Source organism: Parendozoicomonas sp. 2304DJ65-17 (genome assembly GCF_058148445.1).
This window is the reverse complement of sequence record NZ_JBYVJV010000002.1, coordinates 852,734-872,672: the sequence shown is the minus strand read 5'-3', so window position 1 is coordinate 872,672 and position 19,939 is coordinate 852,734. Positions and strand designations below refer to the sequence as shown.

17 protein-coding genes are annotated in these 19,939 nt (G+C 48.7%); 10 read left to right on the top strand and 7 right to left on the bottom strand.

All coding sequences use genetic code 11. The features are described from left to right. Window positions 1–3: 3 nt before the first annotated feature. The 4 genes from ACY2RR_RS08925 to ACY2RR_RS08910 all read right to left on the bottom strand — a co-directional run bounded on the left by ACY2RR_RS08925 (window position 4) and on the right by ACY2RR_RS08910 (window position 4,742). Window positions 4–1,200: a CD0519/CD1768 family membrane protein gene (locus ACY2RR_RS08925; RefSeq protein ID WP_490107786.1), complete on the bottom strand. Its 1,197-nt coding sequence runs from the start codon at window positions 1,198–1,200 to the stop codon at window positions 4–6. A 317-nt stretch (window positions 1,201–1,517) separates the two neighbouring features. Beyond that, entirely contained in the window at window positions 1,518–2,210 is a 693-nt protein-coding gene (locus ACY2RR_RS08920) for a hypothetical protein (RefSeq protein WP_490107785.1), read from the bottom strand. 154 nt (window positions 2,211–2,364) lie between these two features. Further along, entirely contained in the window at window positions 2,365–3,000 is a 636-nt protein-coding gene (gene narL, locus ACY2RR_RS08915) for a two-component system response regulator NarL (RefSeq protein ID WP_490107784.1), read from the bottom strand. Beyond that, a complete protein-coding gene (locus tag ACY2RR_RS08910) occupies window positions 2,997–4,742 on the bottom strand; it encodes an ATP-binding protein (RefSeq protein ID WP_490107783.1) in 1,746 nt (581 codons plus the stop codon). Before ACY2RR_RS08910 ends, narL begins: the two co-directional genes overlap by 4 nt. A gap of 385 nt (window positions 4,743–5,127) precedes the next feature. Here ACY2RR_RS08910 and napF point away from each other — a divergent pair, with 385 nt between their 5' ends. The 9 genes from napF (at window position 5,128) to ACY2RR_RS08865 (ending at window position 12,316) form a co-directional block, all read left to right on the top strand. Continuing rightward, window positions 5,128–5,631: a ferredoxin-type protein NapF gene (gene napF, locus ACY2RR_RS08905; RefSeq protein ID WP_490107782.1), complete on the top strand. Its 504-nt coding sequence runs from the start codon at window positions 5,128–5,130 to the stop codon at window positions 5,629–5,631. Window positions 5,632–5,648: 17 nt separating this feature from the next. Continuing rightward, window positions 5,649–5,909, top strand: coding sequence for a chaperone NapD (locus tag ACY2RR_RS08900; RefSeq protein ID WP_490107781.1), 261 nt, complete (start codon window positions 5,649–5,651; stop codon window positions 5,907–5,909). Continuing rightward, entirely contained in the window at window positions 5,906–8,407 is a 2,502-nt protein-coding gene (gene napA / locus ACY2RR_RS08895; protein ID WP_490107780.1) for a nitrate reductase catalytic subunit NapA, read from the top strand. The genes ACY2RR_RS08900 and napA overlap by 4 nt, the downstream gene beginning before the upstream one ends. Before the next feature lie 53 nt (window positions 8,408–8,460). Beyond that, a complete protein-coding gene (gene napG, locus ACY2RR_RS08890; protein ID WP_490107779.1) occupies window positions 8,461–9,222 on the top strand; it encodes a ferredoxin-type protein NapG in 762 nt (253 codons plus the stop codon). Next, complete coding sequence (gene napH / locus ACY2RR_RS08885) at window positions 9,219–10,124, top strand: quinol dehydrogenase ferredoxin subunit NapH (protein WP_490107778.1); 906 nt, start codon at window positions 9,219–9,221, stop codon at window positions 10,122–10,124. The genes napG and napH overlap by 4 nt, the downstream gene beginning before the upstream one ends. Before the next feature lie 11 nt (window positions 10,125–10,135). Beyond that, window positions 10,136–10,597 carry a nitrate reductase cytochrome c-type subunit gene (locus ACY2RR_RS08880; protein ID WP_490107777.1) on the top strand — a complete coding sequence of 154 codons (462 nt, stop codon included), beginning with the start codon at window positions 10,136–10,138 and terminating at the stop codon, window positions 10,595–10,597. Window positions 10,598–10,613: 16 nt separating this feature from the next. Beyond that, window positions 10,614–11,240, top strand: coding sequence for a cytochrome c3 family protein (locus ACY2RR_RS08875; RefSeq protein ID WP_490107776.1), 627 nt, complete (start codon window positions 10,614–10,616; stop codon window positions 11,238–11,240). Then, a complete protein-coding gene (locus ACY2RR_RS08870; protein ID WP_490107775.1) occupies window positions 11,240–11,371 on the top strand; it encodes a TIGR02808 family protein in 132 nt (43 codons plus the stop codon). The genes ACY2RR_RS08875 and ACY2RR_RS08870 overlap by 1 nt, the downstream gene beginning before the upstream one ends. 141 nt (window positions 11,372–11,512) lie before the next feature. Further along, complete coding sequence (locus ACY2RR_RS08865; protein WP_490107774.1) at window positions 11,513–12,316, top strand: type IV pili methyl-accepting chemotaxis transducer N-terminal domain-containing protein; 804 nt, start codon at window positions 11,513–11,515, stop codon at window positions 12,314–12,316. Between the two features lie 48 nt (window positions 12,317–12,364). Here ACY2RR_RS08865 and ACY2RR_RS08860 read toward each other — a convergent pair whose 3' ends face one another. From ACY2RR_RS08860 to ACY2RR_RS08850, 3 genes are all read right to left on the bottom strand, one after another. Next, the gene (locus ACY2RR_RS08860) at window positions 12,365–13,672 is read right to left on the bottom strand and encodes a BRcat and Rcat domain-containing protein (protein WP_490107773.1); all 1,308 of its coding nucleotides are present in this window, start codon (window positions 13,670–13,672) and stop codon (window positions 12,365–12,367) included. Between the two features lie 701 nt (window positions 13,673–14,373). Next, window positions 14,374–15,222, bottom strand: a complete 849-nt coding sequence (locus ACY2RR_RS08855) for a hypothetical protein (RefSeq protein ID WP_490107772.1) — start codon at window positions 15,220–15,222, stop codon at window positions 14,374–14,376. A 96-nt stretch (window positions 15,223–15,318) separates the two neighbouring features. Continuing rightward, entirely contained in the window at window positions 15,319–17,994 is a 2,676-nt protein-coding gene (locus ACY2RR_RS08850; protein ID WP_490107771.1) for a hypothetical protein, read from the bottom strand. 182 nt (window positions 17,995–18,176) lie between these two features. Here ACY2RR_RS08850 and ACY2RR_RS08845 point away from each other — a divergent pair, with 182 nt between their 5' ends. Further along, the gene (locus tag ACY2RR_RS08845; protein WP_490107770.1) at window positions 18,177–19,937 is read left to right on the top strand and encodes an SGNH/GDSL hydrolase family protein; all 1,761 of its coding nucleotides are present in this window, start codon (window positions 18,177–18,179) and stop codon (window positions 19,935–19,937) included. Window positions 19,938–19,939: the final 2 nt, after the last annotated feature.

Sequence of the window (19,939 nt, the reverse complement as noted above, 5' to 3'; positions counted from 1 at the left end):
CGATCAGAGCATTGTCACCAGCAGGTAGAGATACCGAGCCACAACACCTGCGGCAATACCACCAACGGTATGAGCAAGCAGGGCCTTGGAGGTCAGGCTGCGATAACCCAGCGTATCCAGCATTGCGGTATGAGTACTCAGATAACCACTCCAGCACATTCCCATCGCTGTGAACACAGCGATCTCATTACCACCGATAATACCTTTGGCAATAAATGGATGAACGGTAGACATCGCAGCGCCTACGGCACCTAGAGACGTCATTGGGAATGCCACCAGTTCCGGAGCCTGAAAACCAAACAAACCAAAGAACAACCAGGACACATGGCCAGCCAACCATGGCAGCAGAGCAACACCTTCATAAGCTGCTCCCGTGTAACCGCCTTCAGGAGCACCGAAAGTCATGATCATCACAATAGAGCTGATAATCAGCACGCCGGGAATAATTGCCAGCCCCAGTTCAACGCCGGATTTGCCACCATCAAGCAACGAGTTCAAAACACGCAACCAGGCTGTTTGTTGAGGCTGATCTGCATCTTCAGCACTCTCTTCACGATTATCTGAAGAACTGACTTCGATCTCTTCACCAATCTCTTCAAAGAAGGGCCGAACAAAGCGCTGCATCAGGCGAGTAGAAATAATGGAACCAACAACAGCACCCGCAAAGCCAACCATCGCCGGCATAAAGCTGCTTTCACCGGTCCCGGTGTCGAGGGTCGCCATAAAAGTGATAACCACCAGCCCCATGCCAAATGCTGTGCCGAAGTTAGTGAGTGAAACCAGCTCAGAACGTTTAAAGCTGCCACTGAAACGGGTATCGTGAGCCAGACTGATAATTGCAGGGTTATCTGAGAAGAACGTCATCAAACCAGCCAGGGACCCACGACCAGGCAAATTGAACACAGGGCGCATTAACGGAGCTAAAACTTTTTCTAAAACCGCTATCAAGCCAAACTCAACCAGCAGACGACTGAAAGCTCCAGCAATAACCGTTATTCCCATTATGTAAAAGACGGTGTTTAACAACAGGTCATGTGCTGTAGCAAAAATCGTATTGAACATATTGGTCACTCCCATGGTGCTGCCAATATATCCAAAAAACAGAGCCAGGCCGCCCAACAAATAAAGGGGCTCCAGGTTACTGCGACTCGATGCGGAACGGTCATTAATGGAGCCATCCGCAGTGTGAGCCTTTTCCATAAACTCTTTCTCCGAAGCTCAGGCAGAAACCTGCGAGCTAAAAACGCACAACATCTACATAAAAAATCTTTGCCTGAAAATAATGCAAAGAAATACCAGTTTATCTTTGGGAAAATTATCAGATGGGTTCAGGCAACAGCAGTGCATGTGTCCATGAAAAAGAGACAGACACCTATGCCTAAAAGTGATTTCACTACGCATAAAACACGAAAGAGAATTATTGACAACGTATCAAACGATGGAAGCACACGTTGCCAGATAGAAAAAACCGGAGACACTTTGTATCTCCGGTTTGGCTTACCGTCTAAAAGAAACTCTTACTCAGTAATATCAGCAGCTTCGTAAGCAATGGGTTGATCAAGGACTCTTACCTTGATGCCGGGTTTATCCTGCAGCCCCTTATCAAGAGCCATAGTTTCAATAGCCAACTCTTCTGCCGTTGCCAAAGCCTTTGATAACTTTTCTACCAACTGAGTAAATTCCTCCAACTGCTTATGAGCCATTTCCCCTTCAAAAAGATCACCATCAGTCTCTTTTACCGCTTCTTGTAATTTGGCAAGAGTGGCTTCACACATATCGACATTAAGAGGTGCAGGCAAAACAGCGCCCTGAGCATTTGCAAACTTTACAATTTCTTCGACGCAATCACGTACTTTCAAACCAGCAGTTAACAACTGGCTGTCCGCTTCAGACTTTCGCAGCTCCATTTTCAGCCAGTTCGTTGACTGACGAGCCTCTGCAAATGCCGCTTTAATTCGTGAAGGACGTGAAAAAACAACTGATAAAAACTTTAAAGCCCTGCGAACAACGGAGATTTTATAATCAGGCAGGTACTTTTTCTGAGCTTTAGTTACCTGAGCCTCTACAGATGCTTCGGTCGGCTTAGGAGTAACAACTTCGATATCGTGACCAAAAACATTGGCCTTCATTGACACCGTATCTTCACCAATTGTAAATATCTCTGGCAGATTGCTGGGGGCGGCCTGAACCATAGTTGTCATTCTTTCCATAATTGAGTCTCCATTTGCGTGTGCTTTAACTTTTGTTAACTCAAGTATGGTTTTATTCACCAGATTCGAAATGGACCTTTGGTATTAAGACGTTGGTAGCACTACCCCTAAGTCACTTTCTAAGTGCATGCGCTTAGGTTTACAGAATTAATAATCAGCGCTTCTGTTGATTCACCATCCAAACAGCCGCCTCCACTCGGGAACGCATTCCCAGCTTTTTCAGTAGATGCTTTACATGCACCTTCACTGTACCTTCACTGATACTCAATTCTCTGGCAATCAGCTTATTCGACATTCCATCGGCAATAAGGTGGAGAATACCAAGCTCCCTGCCCGTTAAACTCTCCAGTGGATCATCTTCTTCACGATCCGGCCGAAGCACTGAAGCCAGCACGCCTGCTAAACGGTCATCTACAACCAATTGCCCGTTAACAGCTTCCCGCACTCTTTCCATCAGTTCATCGGGTTCCATATCTTTTAATAGATAACCATCAGCCCCGGCCCGGAACAATGCAGCCACATCATCACGATGATCCGATACTGTTAACATAACGACTCGTGTCGTTATCCCCTGTCGTCGGATGGCACGCAAAGTTTCCAGACCATCCATACCTTTCATATTCAGATCGAGAAGAATCAGGTCAGGGTCAAGCTCCGCTGCTTTTTCCAGACCCTGCTGGCCATCACCGGCCTCACCAATCACTTCCAGATCCGGATAATCGTTAATCAACTGTTTCAACCCCCTGCGTAACAGAGGGTGGTCATCTATCAGCAATACTGTTGAACTCATGATTCCAACTCCAGACTCTTTGCCTCAATCGCATCTGCTTCAACCGAATCTGCGCTGAAACTAAGCTGCACTCTTGTACCACCTTGAGGAGAAGGTAAAAGTTGCACTGTGCCACCTAAGCTACTGGCTCTTTCACGAATAATGCTCAATCCATAGTGCCCATGACGCTCAGGGTTATCCCCAATGCCACGACCATTATCGTCTACAGTCACAATAATCTGCTGATCATCACTCAGGTAACAGCTGACCCGGCACACGCTGGCCCGGGCGTGTTGCACAACATTACTCAGAGCTTCCCGAATAATTTGCAGGACATGGACTTCTTTATGGGCATCTACTTGCTGGAAACGTATGCGGTAATCAAGCTCAAAATGGATATCATCCGCTCGCTTGATAAAACCTTCCAGAGTACTTTCTATATTTTCCTTCAGAGACCCTTCTGCCATGGTCAAACGGAATGTGACCAGCAGTTCCCGCAACTGACGATAAGCACTGTTCACACCATCCTGTAATTCATTCACCACAGCCTGCGCCTTGGAAGCATTTTCAACTTCCGGCAGAAGCCGTCTGATACGGGCTATCTGGATTTTTTGATAGGACAGGGACTGGGCAAGAGAATCATGAAGTTCCCTGGCAATAACCGCACGCTCCTCCATCAGCAAAATTCTGCGTTCATGTTCATGCTGTCGGCTCTGACTCAGGGCAGTAGCAAGAATATCCACAAAAACCTGTAACAACTGACGCTCTTCTTCATTTAATGTGCCTTCTGAATCAGGTACCACTCGAAGAAAGCCATAACTGTGTTCATCATTAACCACAGCTACAGGAAAGGTATTACGATCCGGAACCTGCGTTGTTTCCAGTTCCCCACTATTACCACAGCCATCCAAACAGCTCAGGCAACGATCGCCCTCGCACCCTGACGTCTGGCTGGAAGCGTGCTCTACTCGCTGCAACCATTCATGGCCAGAAATTCCTGTCAGGCACAGATAACACCCTTTCAATCCCAGCAGTTTTTGCCAGCGAGCGAGCAGGGTTGTCATATTGGTGCGATCAAAAGGGTTATGTCCAAGGGTCCGCGAAGAGTCGTACAAAAGTTCCAGCGCAGCATTCGAGCGGCTTAACGCCAGCGTCTGGCTTTCAACCTGCTGCTCAAGGCTCTGATAAAGCCTCTGCAACTCTCCAGCCATACCATTAAAGGTCTGGGTTAGCTGGCCAAGTTCACTGGTTCCGGTGTAAGAAAGCTCAACAGAAAAGTTTCCTTTTCGAACACGGTTAGCTGCCCCAACCAACTCTCCCACCGGATCGAGAAGACTGCGCTGGATATCGCGAACCACCAGAACAGAAATAATAAGCAGCGCCGCCAGGGCAACCACCATCGTTGTGTAGAGCCACTTCAGTTTGCTCTCGGTATTTTCCTGAAGGGCATCAACCAGAACATCAATACGATCAACAAAATCAGGAACCGCCTGAATGTAACTATTAAACTCCTGACGCTGCAGCATGGGGCGCATAATCTGTTGCCACTCATGAACGATCTGCAGATACTGAACACCTATCTGGTTATCCCATGTACCAAGAACAGCTAATGCATCCTGCTCAAGACTTTTGTCGTAAACCAAAACCAGAGGCGCAAGGATATCTTCGGTAATAACCTCTGGTACCACCACATGCTCAGCCAGTCGCCAAGACTGCATGCGCAAAGACCCAGCCTCATTGATAGCTGCGGCGTCAGTCTCCATGACTTTCGCATACCACAGAGAAATACTGATCGCGGCTGCGGAAAGTAAAATAATTGAAAATAGAATAAGGAGTAGCTTACGCCTTAACGTCATCTTAAAAATGCCAATTGGGTGCTATCAGGAAAAATTGATACAGATCAATCGCTGATTATTTTTTGCTTTCTACCACCAATGATTCACAAATCACAGTGGCTTGTTGTTATTTCTATATACAGTAACGCTATTGTCAGGATTCTTTGCTTTTTTGCTCTACCACCAAAGAGGTAGATAGTAGGTATCCCCTCTCATTTCGCCTTCTCTGCCCCCCTTTCCCTCATTTTTCACAGTATTACCATGGCCTTGCGTCGTGTAATTACGTTCTCTCAAACAGCCTTAAAAACAAAATATGCAGCAGGCCATCAACCACTCTCGCAGACGATTATTTCGGGCCAACATCAACCCGTGCAATGTCGTGCGTCCTCCATGGAGCTTGCCAGAAGATCAGTTCCTTAATAGCTGTGAACGTTGCAATGACTGCATTATCGCCTGCGAAACCAATCTGCTGAAACGTGGAGACGGTGGTTTTCCCGAGGCTGACTTTTCCAACACAGAATGCACTTTCTGCGAAGCCTGTGTAAACGCCTGTAATCACGGTGCAATCAACAAGAACTCAGAGCAGCCCTGGCAGGTTACAGCTCACATTCAAAACAACTGTCTGGCTCAGAACAAAGTGCACTGTCGCACCTGCGGAGAACAGTGCGAACAGGAAGCCATTCAGTTTCTTCTAGCCCCTGGCGGCATTGCCCTGCCAACCCTCGACAACGAACTTTGCAATGGCTGCGGTGCCTGCGTAGCAAGCTGCCCAGTGTCTGCCATAGCCATGCGCTCTGCCAGTGAGAAAACGTTATGACTCCATCAGCAAACATCATGGATCAGGAAGCCGTTTCAGTATCCGGCCTGGTGGTGCATACCAATCCTGAAAAACTGGCAAATGTAAAAGCCAATCTGAACACCTTAACCGGCGTTGAAGTTCACGCAGCTGCTCCAGAAGGAAAGCTGGTAGTGACTGTAGAAGAACTCCCCGGACAAAAAACGATGGTCGACACCATCACACAAATCAGCCACGTGGAGGGGGTCATTTCCACCGCGCTGGTGTACACGCACAATGATGCCTGGAGTGAAGCATGAAACAGAATCGCCGGGACTTTATAAAGTCCAGCGCGGTCGCCGCCACCGCAGCTGCAGCCGGTATGAGCATGCCGTCGTCTGCAACCAACCTGATTACCAGCAGTAAAGAAACTGAAATCCACTGGGATAAGGCCCCTTGCCGCTTTTGTGGTACCGGCTGTTCCGTACTGGTAGGTACCAAAAATGGTCGTGTTGTAGCGACTCAGGGCGACCCTGAAGCACCGGTTAACAAAGGCCTGAACTGCATCAAGGGTTACTTCCTTGGCAAGATCATGTACGGCGAAGACCGTCTGACTCAGCCTCTGCTGCGGATGAAAAACGGCCAGTTCGACAAGAACGGTGAATTCACTCCCATCACCTGGGATCAGGCCTTTGACATTATGGCCGAGAAGTGGAAGGACGCGATCAAGGACTCCCGCAACTCTGACGAAATGCCTCCAGTTGGTATGTTCGGTTCCGGCCAGTGGACTGTCTGGGAAGGTTATGCTGCTTCCAAGTTGATGAAAGCCGGTTTCCGCACCAACCATATCGACCCTAACGCACGACACTGTATGGCTTCTGCTGTAGGTGGCTTTATGCGTACCTTCGGTATCGACGAGCCAATGGGTTGCTACAACGACTTCGAACACTCAGATGCTTTCGTACTCTGGGGTTCCAACATGGCGGAAATGCACCCGATCCTGTGGTCTCGTATCACTGATCGCGTACTGTCTAACGACCATGTGAAAGTGGCTGTGCTGTCCACCTTTAAGCACCGCTCTTTTGAGCTGGCTGATAACGGCATGATTTTCACGCCACAATCTGACCTGGCCATTGGTAACTACGTATGTAACTACCTGATCCAGAACGATGCTGTTAATAAAGACTTTATTAAAAAGCACACCCACTTCCGCCTAGGTGTAACCGATATCGGTTACGGCCTGCGCCCTGAACACAAACTGGAACAGGAAGCAGCCAACCCTGGTAATGGTGGCTCCAAGGAAATTGGTTTTGAAGAGTTCGCTCAGTTCGTTAGCGAATACACCGTAGAGAAAGCCTCCGAAATTTCCGGTGTTCCAACCAAGAATCTGGAAGAGCTGGCCAAGCTGTACGCTGACCCTAAACGTAAGGTGATGTCCCTGTGGACTATGGGTATGAACCAGCACACCCGTGGTGTGTGGATGAATAACATTGTTTATAACATCCACCTGCTCACCGGCAAGATTTCTGAGCCAGGCAATGGCCCATTCTCTCTGACTGGCCAGCCTTCTGCCTGTGGTACTGCCCGTGAAGTCGGTACTTTCTCTCACCGCCTGCCTGCAGACATGGTGGTGAAGAAGAAGCCTCACCGTGATTACGCCGAGAAAATCTGGAAGCTGCCAGAAGGTACTATCCCTGCGAAGGTTGGTTACCACGCAGTTCTGCAGAACCGCATGCTCAAAGACGGCAAGCTCAATGCCTACTGGGTGATGTGCAACAACAACATGCAGGCCGCTCCTAACATGAACGAGGAAGGCCTGCCTGGTTACCGTAACCCGAAAAACTTTATTGTTGTTTCCGACCCTTACCCAACCGTAACTGGCCAGGCTGCTGACCTGATCCTGCCTACCGCCATGTGGGTGGAAAAAGAAGGTGCCTACGGTAACGCTGAACGTCGTACCCAGTTCTGGTACCAGCAGGTTGAACCTCAGGGTGAAGCCCGTTCCGACCTGTGGCAGCTGATGGAATTCTCCAAGCGCTTCAAGGTTGAAGAAGTATGGTCCGACGAGCTGCTGGCCAAAGCTCCAGAATATCAGGGCAAAACCCTGTTCGACGTACTGTTCAAAAACGGTCAGGTAGACAAGTACCCAACTGAAGACTTCAAAGGCCGCATGAACCTGGAAAACGATGACTTCGGTTTCTATGTCCAGAAAGGTCTGTTCGAAGAGTACGCCAAGTTTGGTCGCGGCAAAGCCCACGACCTTGCCCCATTCGATATGTACCACCAGTCCCGCGGTCTGCGCTGGCCGGTAGTGGATGGCAAAGAAACCCTGTGGCGCTTCCGTGAGGGTTATGACCCTTATGTGAAAGAAGGCGAAGAAATGAATTTCTATGGCAAGCCCGACGGCAAAGCCTGGCTGTTCGCTCTGCCTTACGAGCCCGCTGCTGAAGAGCCCGATGATGAATACGACTTATGGCTGTCCACCGGCCGGGTACTGGAGCACTGGCACACCGGCACCATGACTCGTCGTGTACCAGAGCTGTACCGCGCCTTCCCTGATGCGGTGATCTTTATGCATCCAGACGATGCCAAAGCCCGTGGTCTACGTCGCGGAATGGAAGCGAAGATCGTGTCCCGCCGTGGTGAAGTCCGCAGCCGTATCGAGACCCGTGGCCGTAACCGTCCACCAAAAGGTCTGGTGTTCATGCCCTTCTTCGATGCAGGCCAGCTGGTGAACAAACTCACCCTGGATGCCACTGACCCGCTCTCCAAAGAGACGGATTACAAGAAGTGTGCAGTGAAGGTAATGCCAGCTTAAGTGCCGGGTAGTAGGCCGGGATTTGTATCCCGGCCATACACAGGACAAGGGACATGAACAAAACAAACGACAAAGGCAAAGCGATAACCCGCCGGCGGTTTCTCACCGATACCGCCCAGGCTGCATGTGCTACAGGTCTTCTCGGCCTGGGGCTGACGTTTATTGCCGAAAAGTCGAAAGTTCATGCTGCCTTGGCCTTGCGTCCTCCCGGTGCTTTGCCTGAACAGGATTTCCTTGCCGCATGTCTGCGTTGTGGTTTGTGTGTCAGGGATTGCCCCTGGGATACCCTCAAATTAGCGAAACCGGAAGACCCAGTGGCTTCCGGTACACCCTATTTTGAGGCTCGCAGCGTACCCTGCGAAATGTGCGAAGACATTCCCTGCGTCAAAGCCTGCCCAAGTGGTGCCCTTGATCCTGCACTGACAGAAATAAACGACGCCCGTATGGGCGTTGCTGTGCTGACCGATCGGGAGAACTGCCTGAGCCTGCAGGGATTGCGTTGTGAAGTCTGCTACCGGGTCTGCCCGCTGATTGATGAAGCCATCGTTCTAAAGCGCACCCGTAATGAACGCACTCAGGTGCATACAGCTTTTGAACCTTACGTAAATCCGGACATCTGCACCGGCTGCGGCAAGTGTGAAGAAGCCTGTGTACTGGAAGAGACAGCGATCAGGGTTCTGCCCCATGAACTGGCTGTTGGCCAACTGGGTAAACATTACCGACTGGGCTGGGAGGAAGAGGAAAAAGCTGGCAAAGCGCTGGTACCCGATCTTCTTAATCTGCCAGACCGGCTGCCGGAGGGAACCAAGCTATGACTTCATCAGTGAAAGCCAAGCGTATTCCCGGCCAAGAAGCCGCCGAAACCCTGGGTTGGTGGACAGCGCACAGGTTCCTGATCCTGCGTCGTATGTCTCAGATCACTGCTCTTGGCTTGTTCCTGCTGACACCCCTGGCAGGTATCCGAATCCTTGACGGTAACCTGTCGTCCAGTCGTCTGCTGAACACAGTTCCTATGACTGATCCGCTGCTGGCATTACAAAGTCTGGCAGCGTTTTACCCTCTGGAACTGACAGCTGTACTGGGAGCCCTGCTGGTAGGAGGCTTCTACCTGCTTCTGGGTGGCCGAGTGTTCTGCAGCTGGGTTTGCCCGGTAAATCCGGTGACTGATCTTGCGGGAAGTCTGCGTCGCCGTTTTGAGATTCGCAGTAGTTATCGCCTGTCACGGTCAGCCAGATATTGGCTTCTTGCCCTCGTGCTGATTCTGCCTGCCGTGACCGGCGTTCTGGTTTGGGAATTTATCAACCCTATCGCTCTGGCCTACCGAGGCATTCTCTTCGGTATGGGCACTGGCTGGATTCTGATTCTTGCCATTTTCCTGTTTGACTTGTTTGTCAGCCAGAGAGGCTGGTGCGGTCACCTTTGTCCGCTCGGTGCCTTTTACGGCATTACCGGAAAGGTCAGCCCGGTACAGGTAAGCGCTGCACGACGGGAACAGTGTAATGACTGCATGGACTGTTACGCCGTTTGTCCCGAACCACAAATTCTTCCACCGGCTCTCAAGCCTTCAAAAGGCAAAGGACCGGTTTTAAAACCACTGGATTGTACCCGCTGCGGTCGCTGCATTGATGTCTGCGCCCAGCAGGTCTTCGAATACCAAATCAACATGCCTGGCACCGTGAAGGATCAGCCAGACACACAACGATCATTGGCCAAGTGAGTGAAACAGCCATGAGCACACAAAAAAGAACCGTGAAATACCTAGCCTCCGCTTTTGCCCTCTGCCTGAGCTGTGTCGTCTCTCTGACCAGTGCAGCGCCAGCTGGCAACACTGCCATTCGTAACAACGATCTTGATGTTGAAGCGCCTGCTGAGCCGCTGAAAAAGAACATTGATGAAGATGGCGTGCTGGATCGTGAGTTTGTTCAGCAGCCACCTCTGATTCCCCACGACATCCGTGGTTATCAGGTAGACAAAAACGTGAACAAATGTCTGGCCTGTCACAGCTGGAAGAACGCTAAGAAATGGGGCGCTACCCGCATCAGCGTAACTCACTTCTACGACCGTGATGGCAATCAGCTGGCCGACGTTGCTCCTGGCCGTTACTTCTGCCAGCAGTGCCACGTACCACAGGCGGATGCCAAGCCGCTGATCGATAACGAGTTCAAGCCTGTTGACGCTTTGAGCAAATAAGCCGGAGAAGAAAACTATGGCTAAGGAATTTATTATTAAACGTTACTGGAAAATGCTGAGTCGACCAGCATCCATAGCGTTGGGGTTTGTTCTTCTGTTTGGTTTTGCTGCTGGCATTATCTTCTGGGGTGGTTTTAACACCGGTATGGAGATGACCAACCAGGAAGAATTCTGCATCGGCTGTCACGAAATGCGCGACAACGTGTACGAAGAATACAAGACAACCATTCACTACAGTAACCGCTCCGGCGTTCGGGCGGTTTGTTCTGACTGCCACGTTCCCAAAGAGTGGGGGCCAAAGATTGTTCGTAAGATCCAGGCCAGTAAAGAACTGTACGGAAAAATTGCCGGCACTATCGACACCCGCGAGAAGTTTCTGGATCACCGCTTAGCGATGGCGACCCGGGAATGGGCACGAATGAAAGCTAACGACTCACAAGAGTGCAGAAACTGCCACAACTTTGAGTTTATGGATTTCTCTGAACAGGGCGGTCGGGCAATGAACATCCACGGTCAGGCCATCAAGGATGGCAACACCTGTATTGACTGCCATAAAGGTATTGCCCACGAATTGCCCGATATGAGCAATGTTGAAGGGTGGGGTTCAATTCCACCAGCTCATGGTAAAGGAGGAGACTCATAATGAGTGCAATGGAATCATTAATCTGGAATGTACTGGGTTATTCTGCCATGCCAATGATCTTTATTGGCGGGTTTCTTGCTACAGCTGTAGTCGCTTGCTTCTTGCTGGAAGTAACAGGAAAAGCTGACTAATCAGACAGTTTTTCTGGAGATATTGTACAGAATCCATACAATACCCGCGCGCACTGATAGCGCCTATATGGTCAGCCACAAGCTGGCCATATACGAACATCCATAAAAATAACCAACAATTGGAATGGGATACACAAGTCTATGAACAGACGTCTATGGAAAGCTATTGCAGGATGCATGGCAATACTCACTGCAACCCTGTCATTTTCCGTAGTGGCCGAGCTTAATGATGCAGAAGCCATTAACGAAGCCGGTCGTCAGCGTATGCTGAGCCAGCGTATGGCCAAAGCCTGGCTGATGCTGGGCATGGACGTAAATACAGTAGAAGCTACCAAAGAACTGGATGCCAGCGTCGCCAGATTCGAGAAAAACTTTCTGGATTTGCAGGACTTTGCTTCAACGCCAAAAGTCGAAAAAGCCCTGATGGATGTATCCAAGGTCTGGCAACAGTACCGCATGCACGTCATGAGTAAACCCAGCAAGGATCAGGCAGCCCAGGTTATTGAAGAAAGCAATCGTCTGCTGGAAGCCAGTGAAAAACTGGTAAAAGAGATCGAAGCCCATACCAACATTCATGCTGCCAAGCTGGTCAACCTGTCTGGTCGCCAGCGGATGCTCAGCCAGCGTATTGCCAAGCTTTATATGGCTCAGGCTTGGGGAATTCAGCGTACGACGCTGGATAAAGAGATGGGAACAGCAGTCGGTGAATTTGAACAGGCTCTGGACACTCTTCGAAAATCTTCAATGAATACAGCTTCTATCAATAAGCAGCTCAAGAAGGTTGATGGCCAGTGGCGCTTCTCTAAAGCGGGATTCAAAATGGAAGAGAGCGGAACCCATGTCCCCACTGTTATTTCAGTAACGACCGAGTCTATTCTCAAGAAGATGGATAAGCTGACTGGCGAATATGCCGAAGCGATGGTTCAGCAGGTCGCTAGCCGATAATATCTTTTCGTGGTCAGGCATTCATAATACCTGGCCACAACCTCTTACCTACCAACGTTGTTTCTTACGTTTTCTCTTCTTTTTTTTCTTTTCCATTTCCGCACGGTATTCAACGTAATGAGTTGTTTTTTCCGCCTCAGGCTTTGGAAGTTTCACCTGGAATCTTGGGAGTGGTACAACCTGAACAGGGCGATCAGTTGTACCGCCATCTTTCATATTGCAGTGAGCATGAGTTCTATAACCTTGTGTCTCACCACCCCACATACCCAGACACACCCAGCAAAAATGGTGACCGCACTTTTTACACGCCATGTGCTGACAGCCAAATGTTTTTTCCATTGGGTTTTTACAGCGAGGACATAACTTCCACTCACCACTCTCCACCTTGCTCTTGATCAGCATATAATTACTGTACTGTTGTGCTGCATCTCCCTCTAAGAGCTGAGCACGTTCATCACCTTTATTCTGATAAAACAACAGCTGTTTACCACAATCCGGACACTCAAATTCTTGCTTATCCTGCCGCGTTAAACTTGGTCTCACGCCCATATGCTCACAGTCCGGCGTAGGGCAGAAGAACATTGATGGGTCTTGACTGCATAACCTTTCAACTTCAAGCCGGTGAAACTTCTGAACAAGAAAAATATCTTTTGAGATGCAATGAATATCCTCATCTCTCCAGCGAACCCCGCAATCAGACCCTGTACATTCGGGCTGTCTTCGAGCTTTGTAATCTGCCTGCAAACTATGCATTAAACAAAAGTGACAGGCAGGGTGCTTTGTACAAGGCAGGGAATCATTAATAATCCCATCCATCTCACTCAAACTTTCAAAACAGATGCCACACTCGCGAGATTTTGGGTCTGCTGGTCGGTTCAGGTAACCAATGAACGCATTCCCAAACCTTCTACCTTTCCCTTTGACTGCCACTCCTCGCTTACCAATCCAGGCTTTAAGAGTGAGGCGGCATATCGGGCAACGTTTTTTTACCTTACTAAATCGGGATATAGCCAAACCCGAGAAGGTATCCATTGTAATTTCATAACTACAACGGCATGCCAACGTTTCCTGCGGGGTATAACCTGTTTTGGATTTAACGAATGCTTCGTCGCCTTGTTCAACAACAAGATATGGCTCCTTTGGCCATATTTCATTTGCACTATCAATATGAGCCTCCTCTAGCGCTTCAACATCAACGCTTTGAATAGCCAACTCATCTAAAGCAGTCTGAATTTCATCATCTATCGGGATTGCAACAACATCTTCCTCTTCTGCCTCATAGGGATTACCTGACTCCTCTGGGTCGTCATCAAGCAATACCGTTTCACCACTCTCGTCATATTCACGAATGGTCATATCTCGCATAAAGATAATGATTGATTCATCAAACAGGCTTTCTTCTCTTGTTTCATAAATATCTGCCTGCTCATCAACATGTATTTCAGAGAGGGAAGTGTCATAGTTCTCATCCACAAGCCCTTCAGATACATTCAAAAAATAAGAGGGGTTTGTTTTTAAAGCAGGAGAACGGCTCTCACTCACCTGAACAGGAATGACTGCGTTAAATGCCGGTATATGAGTATCTCTTGACGTACTCCATGTCTGGGTTTCCTGATGAGGGAAGCGTTGTACTCCGTATTGCGTGCGTGTAGCTGAAGCACTGCCCAAAACACTCTGTGAAAGATGTTCGAATGATGGAGATTCAGGGGGAGCTCTTTCCAGAAAGTTATTTTGATACGTGAACGTTGCGCCCCATAGAGCCAGGTTTCCAATTGCCTTTCTTTTAAGGGGGCGATGCGAAGCTATTATTTGAACTGGTTGAGCGGCGGAGCTTTCACCCTCTGTCAGAAATTCACGCGCTTCCGGTAATCCATTCATTTGAGGGCGCTTTACAGGGATATCAAACATAGCTTCAGTGTCAAAAGGGAACCCACCAGCTACTGTGATACAGGTAGCAAGAACCCTGAAAGCCAAACGTCTGATGCAAAAGCACATTGCTACAGCCCCAATCGAGGGTATGCAGCATAGTGCTATGGAAGAATTTGTCTATTGAGCAATCAATCTTTACTCAACAGTCTCTCAAAGTATTCAATTTTCCTTTTGAATAAATTTTCGCGGGCATTTACTTTTGCTCTCTCATCCGGTGACCAGGGAGCAAGTTTTTCTCCACGCATTTGCTCATAAAGATTGGTTGCAGCAGTGAGGTAATTGTCCTTATAGAGCATTACAGGATCAAAGCACTTAACTGTACCGCCTTGCATTGGAACAAACGGCTTCATTCTCCGGTTTACCAAAACCCTGTAGCTTCTGCCATTCAACCAGATATCTCTTGTAAAGACTTCCTGCCTGAGCTTACAGAAACCCTTAAACTCTTCACGGGTAGGAGAACTCATTTCTCCCAGTGCAGGCTTGGTCCGAAGCACATCACCCTGTTTGCGGGTTGCTTCTTTTCGAATCATTCGTTTGGAGAGTATTTGCTTCTTTTTCTTGCGAGATGGAAAACTGAACTTCCTGTCCTGCCCTGCCATTTGTTCTACCAGCAACTTACCCTGCCGGCGCAGATAAGCATTTCTGGGAGCCAGGAAAACGGCTCTTGGAACTGCACAAACATACTGATGACCATTGGCCCGCTGAGATAAAACAAAACGGTCTTTGTGGTTTTTGTAATAGCCCTTACTTCCAAGGAACACCTTGGGATTTTCTCCATCCTGAGACAATACATGATCACGAAACTCTTCAAAAGTGTGGGCTTCTCCAGTGTACTGGTATACAGCTTTCTCAGGGGCGCACGCATGACCTTTAAAGGTGGCAGGTTTTGTGGGGGGAGTGCGAGGGCTTTTTCGGATACCTAATTTTGCAAAGCCATCTGTACCAACACCATCTCTGGATTTATAAGCTATTCGCATGTTCGGCTCCTCAAAACTCATCCGTTAGATCTGATAACAGGTTGGACAAGCTTCAGCCCTTAAGGTTCCCTGCACAGCTACAATAGCGCCTAAGACTTACATATTAGCCCTGCGAAAATCGGCCTCTTTCTGGGAAATTAAACCGATCTTAGGTTCCGGTGCCGAGGAAAGCTTAGGGGCTCTGTACTGTATTCGATCTGCATAGGTGAAGAACTTATGGGCAATATCACCATGATACATCCGCCTGCCCAAATGATACTGATCCGCTAAAGCACCATGAATATGCCCGCGACTGGAACAAAGAGCCCGCAGCCGCTTGTAGTATTCATCGAGATCCTCGACCGGTGGCGGGTTTTCAATAAGGCGCTCTGTTCTCTCAACAAACTTCTCATAGGACAAAGCCGGCTCGGAACGAACCCCCATCGCTAAAGTCTCTGCCTCAGCCAGCCAGCTACTGGCCTGTTTGATCATGGCTATTTTTTCTTTAGCCTGTTCATCAACCTGCTTCCTGGTTTTCAGATAAGAGTTTGGCGTAAAAGCGATCTGCCCCTGATACAAGTAGAACCAGCACACCTCTTCGCAGACTCTCCCCATAGCCGGTGTTGCGGCTGATTTTTTTAGCCAGCGATCCAGACACTCCTGTTGTGTTTCTGTCGCTCTTGGCCCCTGCGACCTGTTCAGCTCTTTTCTAAACCGCAAAATCATAGGGGCATAATCCGGTAACCACTGTATGGAAGGCTTACTTTCTGTTTTCTTTTGTTCTGTTTTTTCAGCGCTTCCGACATGATCACTAGCAACAGCAACAGCAACGGCTGTCTGTGTCTGCTTGTCTTCCATGTCTTTGTCAGACATTTCATCAATCTGTTCTGGACGAACCTTATGCTGTAACACAGGGGACTCGGCGACGTCAGATGAGCTGGCTTCGGATACAGGCGTAATATCTGGAGAAGCGCCTGTAGCAGCTTTTTTGCCCTTAGACCCTTTACGGCTTGTCTTGGTAACACCAAGCCCTGAAGCACTATGACGTTTCTTCTTTTTTGCAGGTCGTTTGACAACCGGAGCGGGAGAGCTCGGACCAGAAGGCTCCTCATCCTTGATTTGCTCCAACTCCTTGGCATCCTGCATTCGCCCCTGATAAAGAGCGAGACGGTTGCGGGCAATATCTTCCGACAACTCCGGTAAAGAGACGCGCTTTAGCAACAGCTCCATGCACTCAACCGCTTGGGGGTAATGTCCATGGCTGGCAAAAAGTGCTGCTGCATCCTGGTACAAAAGTGGAAAACAGTCATCAGCGGCCTGTTTCATCAACATAGCTGCAAGAAAGGATTGGTCCCCTACCTTTTTCATATCAGAGTTACATAACCAAGCCAGCAAAACTCTGATTACGCTCTTTTGATAAGGGTTAAGACCCGGCGATTTAATATAGTCTCTGAGCTCCCTTGCCAGCTCCTTATTCATTATGCCTTCAACCGCTTTTGGCGACAGTTGCGCTCCAAGACCCGCCTTTACCGCTGAAGTCAGCCTGGGTTGTAACTGTTGTTGCATTTTCCTCCACTGGTCTGGTGAGAGCTTGTGCCCAAACTGTTCTTTCAACATCTCAAGAACAATGCCTTCCTGCTCTTTCTGCATTTCCCTTTGTAGTACGTTGGAAACACTCTTATGCATTCCCTTCATGCCTTCTGGAACCTGGTCCAATGCACTTATATAGACCAAAGTATTCCGTAGAGATTGCTGCTGCTCAGGAGAAAGAAAACAAAATGCTTCTTTTAAGACTGCATCGTCTTTCCAGAGGAAGGGGTGCATAAATGAATAAGCCGCCCGACACTCCTGGCTCATGTCTTCCTGACAGTGTTTACCGGGCGTACCTTTCAGGAAATCCAGATCATGGAGATCAACAATGGAAAACGACAATACATAAGGGCTAAACCCACGAATTTCACTACAACTCAAAAGCAAAGGAATAAGGCTGGCAGGAGTGATATGACTCTGACCGGGAACCAGCGCTCTTTTTACCAACCGCCAGATTAAAGGTAGAAATTTCAGTTTGTATGCAAGTTCAATAGCTCTTTCATAGTCAATATTATCTTCAGCACCCGGAGTTGAAACGCACAAATCCAGAACCCTGCACCACTCCAGAGACTCAACAAATTCCGGAAGCACATCTATATGTTCTCTCACACAAAGAGCCAGCTTTTTGGAGTACTCGGGATCATTTGACTCTTTGGAAATTCGCAGCATGCAAGTGTCTGCTGTGTACTTTGTTGATGGTGAATGTGACGCCACCATTTTTAACATCTGATCCAACTCGTCTCCTTTTGATCCCGAAACGGCTGGAGCTGCGGGCTCAACTCTTTGTTTAGTTCCTTTCTTCTGCCTCTTTGCCGGTTCTGGAATTGGTAAAAGAGAAGAATCTGGCGCGGCTAAACAAAGCCAAAGGTTTGGAGTTCGGTGAACAAGATCGCCAATAAGCGCATCCAGTTTTTCTTCCAGAGGTGTTGTTGGTGGATAGAGAGGCTCTATTCGAACGGGTTCTTTTGACTTGACTTCACAAGCCTCAGAATCACTTTCTACTCCCCTCACAGACTCAGGCGTTTCTACCTTTCGACTTTGGATAGGAGTAGCACCAGCCTTTGCCAGCTCATCAGATAAAGCAGAATTTCTGCCAGAACTGAGACAAGATGTGCTTTGGGACGTCTTCGTGGAGAGACCCAGTTGAGCGCTTTCATCTCCGCCATAACTGCCAAGGCAACTTTCAGATTTGGAACGGATCATATTGTCACTCCTTGAAAAGCGTACACCAGATTGCATACAGACAAGGAGGGGCAGGAGAATTCTTCCTGCAAACCTGTTAGAAGCTCTAACAAATGTTGGTTATTCAAAGTATCCGGAGTTGGCCAACATAAAGCCAAACCTTGTGCTAAACCTTCCTGACCATTCCGGGAGGTTCTGCAGCAATGCACCGAAACACATTAATCCAGACTTTCGCGAAACCTGTTCTGACGACAGCACTGCTAGCTCTGTCATCCTTTGCCTTCAGTCAGGATATCGGCACACCGGTTGCTGCCAAACCGGATCCTTGGCAGCCAGCAAAACTGGTAGTTTTCGGGGATAGTCTGAGTGACAGCAACGGAGATTCTTTTCGTCCTCCGGAAACTGCCCACTCTACCTATAACCTTCTCCGTACCTTACGAGGAGAAACTGTTACCCTGCCGGATGGCACAACTACACGCCCTATGAATCTCGACCAGATCATCGGGCGCCGCTCCACAATTGATAATATCAAGGCCAATTTTGACCTTGTGGCCAAAGAGATTCGCAAAGAAGGTCAGGAAAAAGGTTTTGTTGGTCGTTTACTAAATAATGTACAAGCCAGTGTGGTGAAATCTCTGGGCACTGCATTGAACATGACGCTGAAATACCTGGACAAAGTTGAAGATCACTTTGATGAAAGCATGTTGAAACGGGTGGAGCGCATTAGCGAGTGGGTACAGAAACGCCAGAAGGATCTCGACCCGAGTTCACTTTCTTACAAAGCTTTTGATTCCCTCAACCGGCAACTCCTCTACCTGACCAACTTAATAGAAAAAGATATGGCTGGAGTAGTTCTGGATTTTGGCAATGATCAGCTGATCAATATCACCAGCAAGTTCGCCGATGCCATTCCTCTGGTTCCCGATCCTGAATATTACGAAACCGGGAAATGGACCGTCGGTGAAGAGATGGATCAGGTGTGGGTGGAATATCTCTACAAGATGATGTCTGACAAAGATCATCAGGTGAAACTGGATAACCGGGCCATGGCGGGCAGCTGGACGCTCTGCGCAGCCGATAAGGTAGAAGCCCTGCGTGTTTTGGATGACCTGACGGAAGGTCTGGTTTCAGGAGCTACCATGCTGTTTCAGGGCAGCCTGATTCCACCGTGTGAATCTCTGGTCGTACAGTCTTACCTGAACGAACGCAGAAATATCTTTGAAAAAGACAATGGCCACACACCTAACCCGGGGGATGCCATTATCGAACCAGATACCCTTGTGGTATTCTTTAACAGTGCCAACGACTTCCTTAATAAGTGGTCAGATCCTGATGATGTCGCTCAGGAGCATGCCCGGGATGTGTGGCATATTCTTTCTGCCGGAGCGCAGCGGGTTGCCGTTGTTCTTCTGCCAGATATTTCTGACACGCCCCGCTTCCACCCCAATCGCTCCGAACCCAAGAACAAGGAGGCTCTGCTGATATCCAACTTGGTGGAGCGCTATAACACCAGTCTTCGCATGCGTCTCAACCTGTTACGGGAAGAGTTCGGTGGCAGCAACAGCTATCAGGTGATGACCATTGATGGCGACAGAATGTTCAAGGAGCTTCAAGCTGAAGAGAAGTGGGATATTACTAATCCAATTCTTGATATAGCGGTTCCAGGAACAGATCTGGCCACTACTCAAACCACCAGCAAAGAGCCAGAAAACTTTATCGCGCAGGAACTGAAACAGAACCGAGCCTTTGATGATAACTGGAATATTCTGGGAGTCAGCATTCACGACCCGGATGAAAAGGTTCCTTTCTTTGCCGACAGCGTTCACCCCAGTGCTGAAGCTCACTACGCTATTGCTGAGAAAGCCTGCCAGATGATGAGCAAAGACTTTAATGTTCCCTGCAGCACCAGCAACTATCCACCAGAACAGGCAAAAGCAGACAAGGGTGCAAAGCCTGCTGGCTAAGT

Coding starts and splice junctions, on each gene's coding strand:
- narL (WP_490107784.1), bottom strand. CDS start 3,000: ATGAGTTCAACAGTATTGCTGATAGATGACCACCCTCTGTTACGCAGG.
- ACY2RR_RS08845 (WP_490107770.1), top strand. CDS start 18,177: ATGCACCGAAACACATTAATCCAGACTTTCGCGAAACCTGTTCTGACG.
- ACY2RR_RS08865 (WP_490107774.1), top strand. CDS start 11,513: ATGAACAGACGTCTATGGAAAGCTATTGCAGGATGCATGGCAATACTC.
- ACY2RR_RS08925 (WP_490107786.1), bottom strand. CDS start 1,200: ATGGAAAAGGCTCACACTGCGGATGGCTCCATTAATGACCGTTCCGCA.
- ACY2RR_RS08880 (WP_490107777.1), top strand. CDS start 10,136: ATGAGCACACAAAAAAGAACCGTGAAATACCTAGCCTCCGCTTTTGCC.
- ACY2RR_RS08875 (WP_490107776.1), top strand. CDS start 10,614: ATGGCTAAGGAATTTATTATTAAACGTTACTGGAAAATGCTGAGTCGA.
- napF (WP_490107782.1), top strand. CDS start 5,128: ATGCAGCAGGCCATCAACCACTCTCGCAGACGATTATTTCGGGCCAAC.
- ACY2RR_RS08920 (WP_490107785.1), bottom strand. CDS start 2,210: ATGGAAAGAATGACAACTATGGTTCAGGCCGCCCCCAGCAATCTGCCA.
- napG (WP_490107779.1), top strand. CDS start 8,461: ATGAACAAAACAAACGACAAAGGCAAAGCGATAACCCGCCGGCGGTTT.
- ACY2RR_RS08870 (WP_490107775.1), top strand. CDS start 11,240: ATGAGTGCAATGGAATCATTAATCTGGAATGTACTGGGTTATTCTGCC.
- ACY2RR_RS08910 (WP_490107783.1), bottom strand. CDS start 4,742: ATGGAGACTGACGCCGCAGCTATCAATGAGGCTGGGTCTTTGCGCATG.
- napA (WP_490107780.1), top strand. CDS start 5,906: ATGAAACAGAATCGCCGGGACTTTATAAAGTCCAGCGCGGTCGCCGCC.
- napH (WP_490107778.1), top strand. CDS start 9,219: ATGACTTCATCAGTGAAAGCCAAGCGTATTCCCGGCCAAGAAGCCGCC.
- ACY2RR_RS08860 (WP_490107773.1), bottom strand. CDS start 13,672: ATGACCATTCGTGAATATGACGAGAGTGGTGAAACGGTATTGCTTGAT.
- ACY2RR_RS08900 (WP_490107781.1), top strand. CDS start 5,649: ATGGATCAGGAAGCCGTTTCAGTATCCGGCCTGGTGGTGCATACCAAT.
- ACY2RR_RS08855 (WP_490107772.1), bottom strand. CDS start 15,222: ATGCGAATAGCTTATAAATCCAGAGATGGTGTTGGTACAGATGGCTTT.
- ACY2RR_RS08850 (WP_490107771.1), bottom strand. CDS start 17,994: ATGATCCGTTCCAAATCTGAAAGTTGCCTTGGCAGTTATGGCGGAGAT.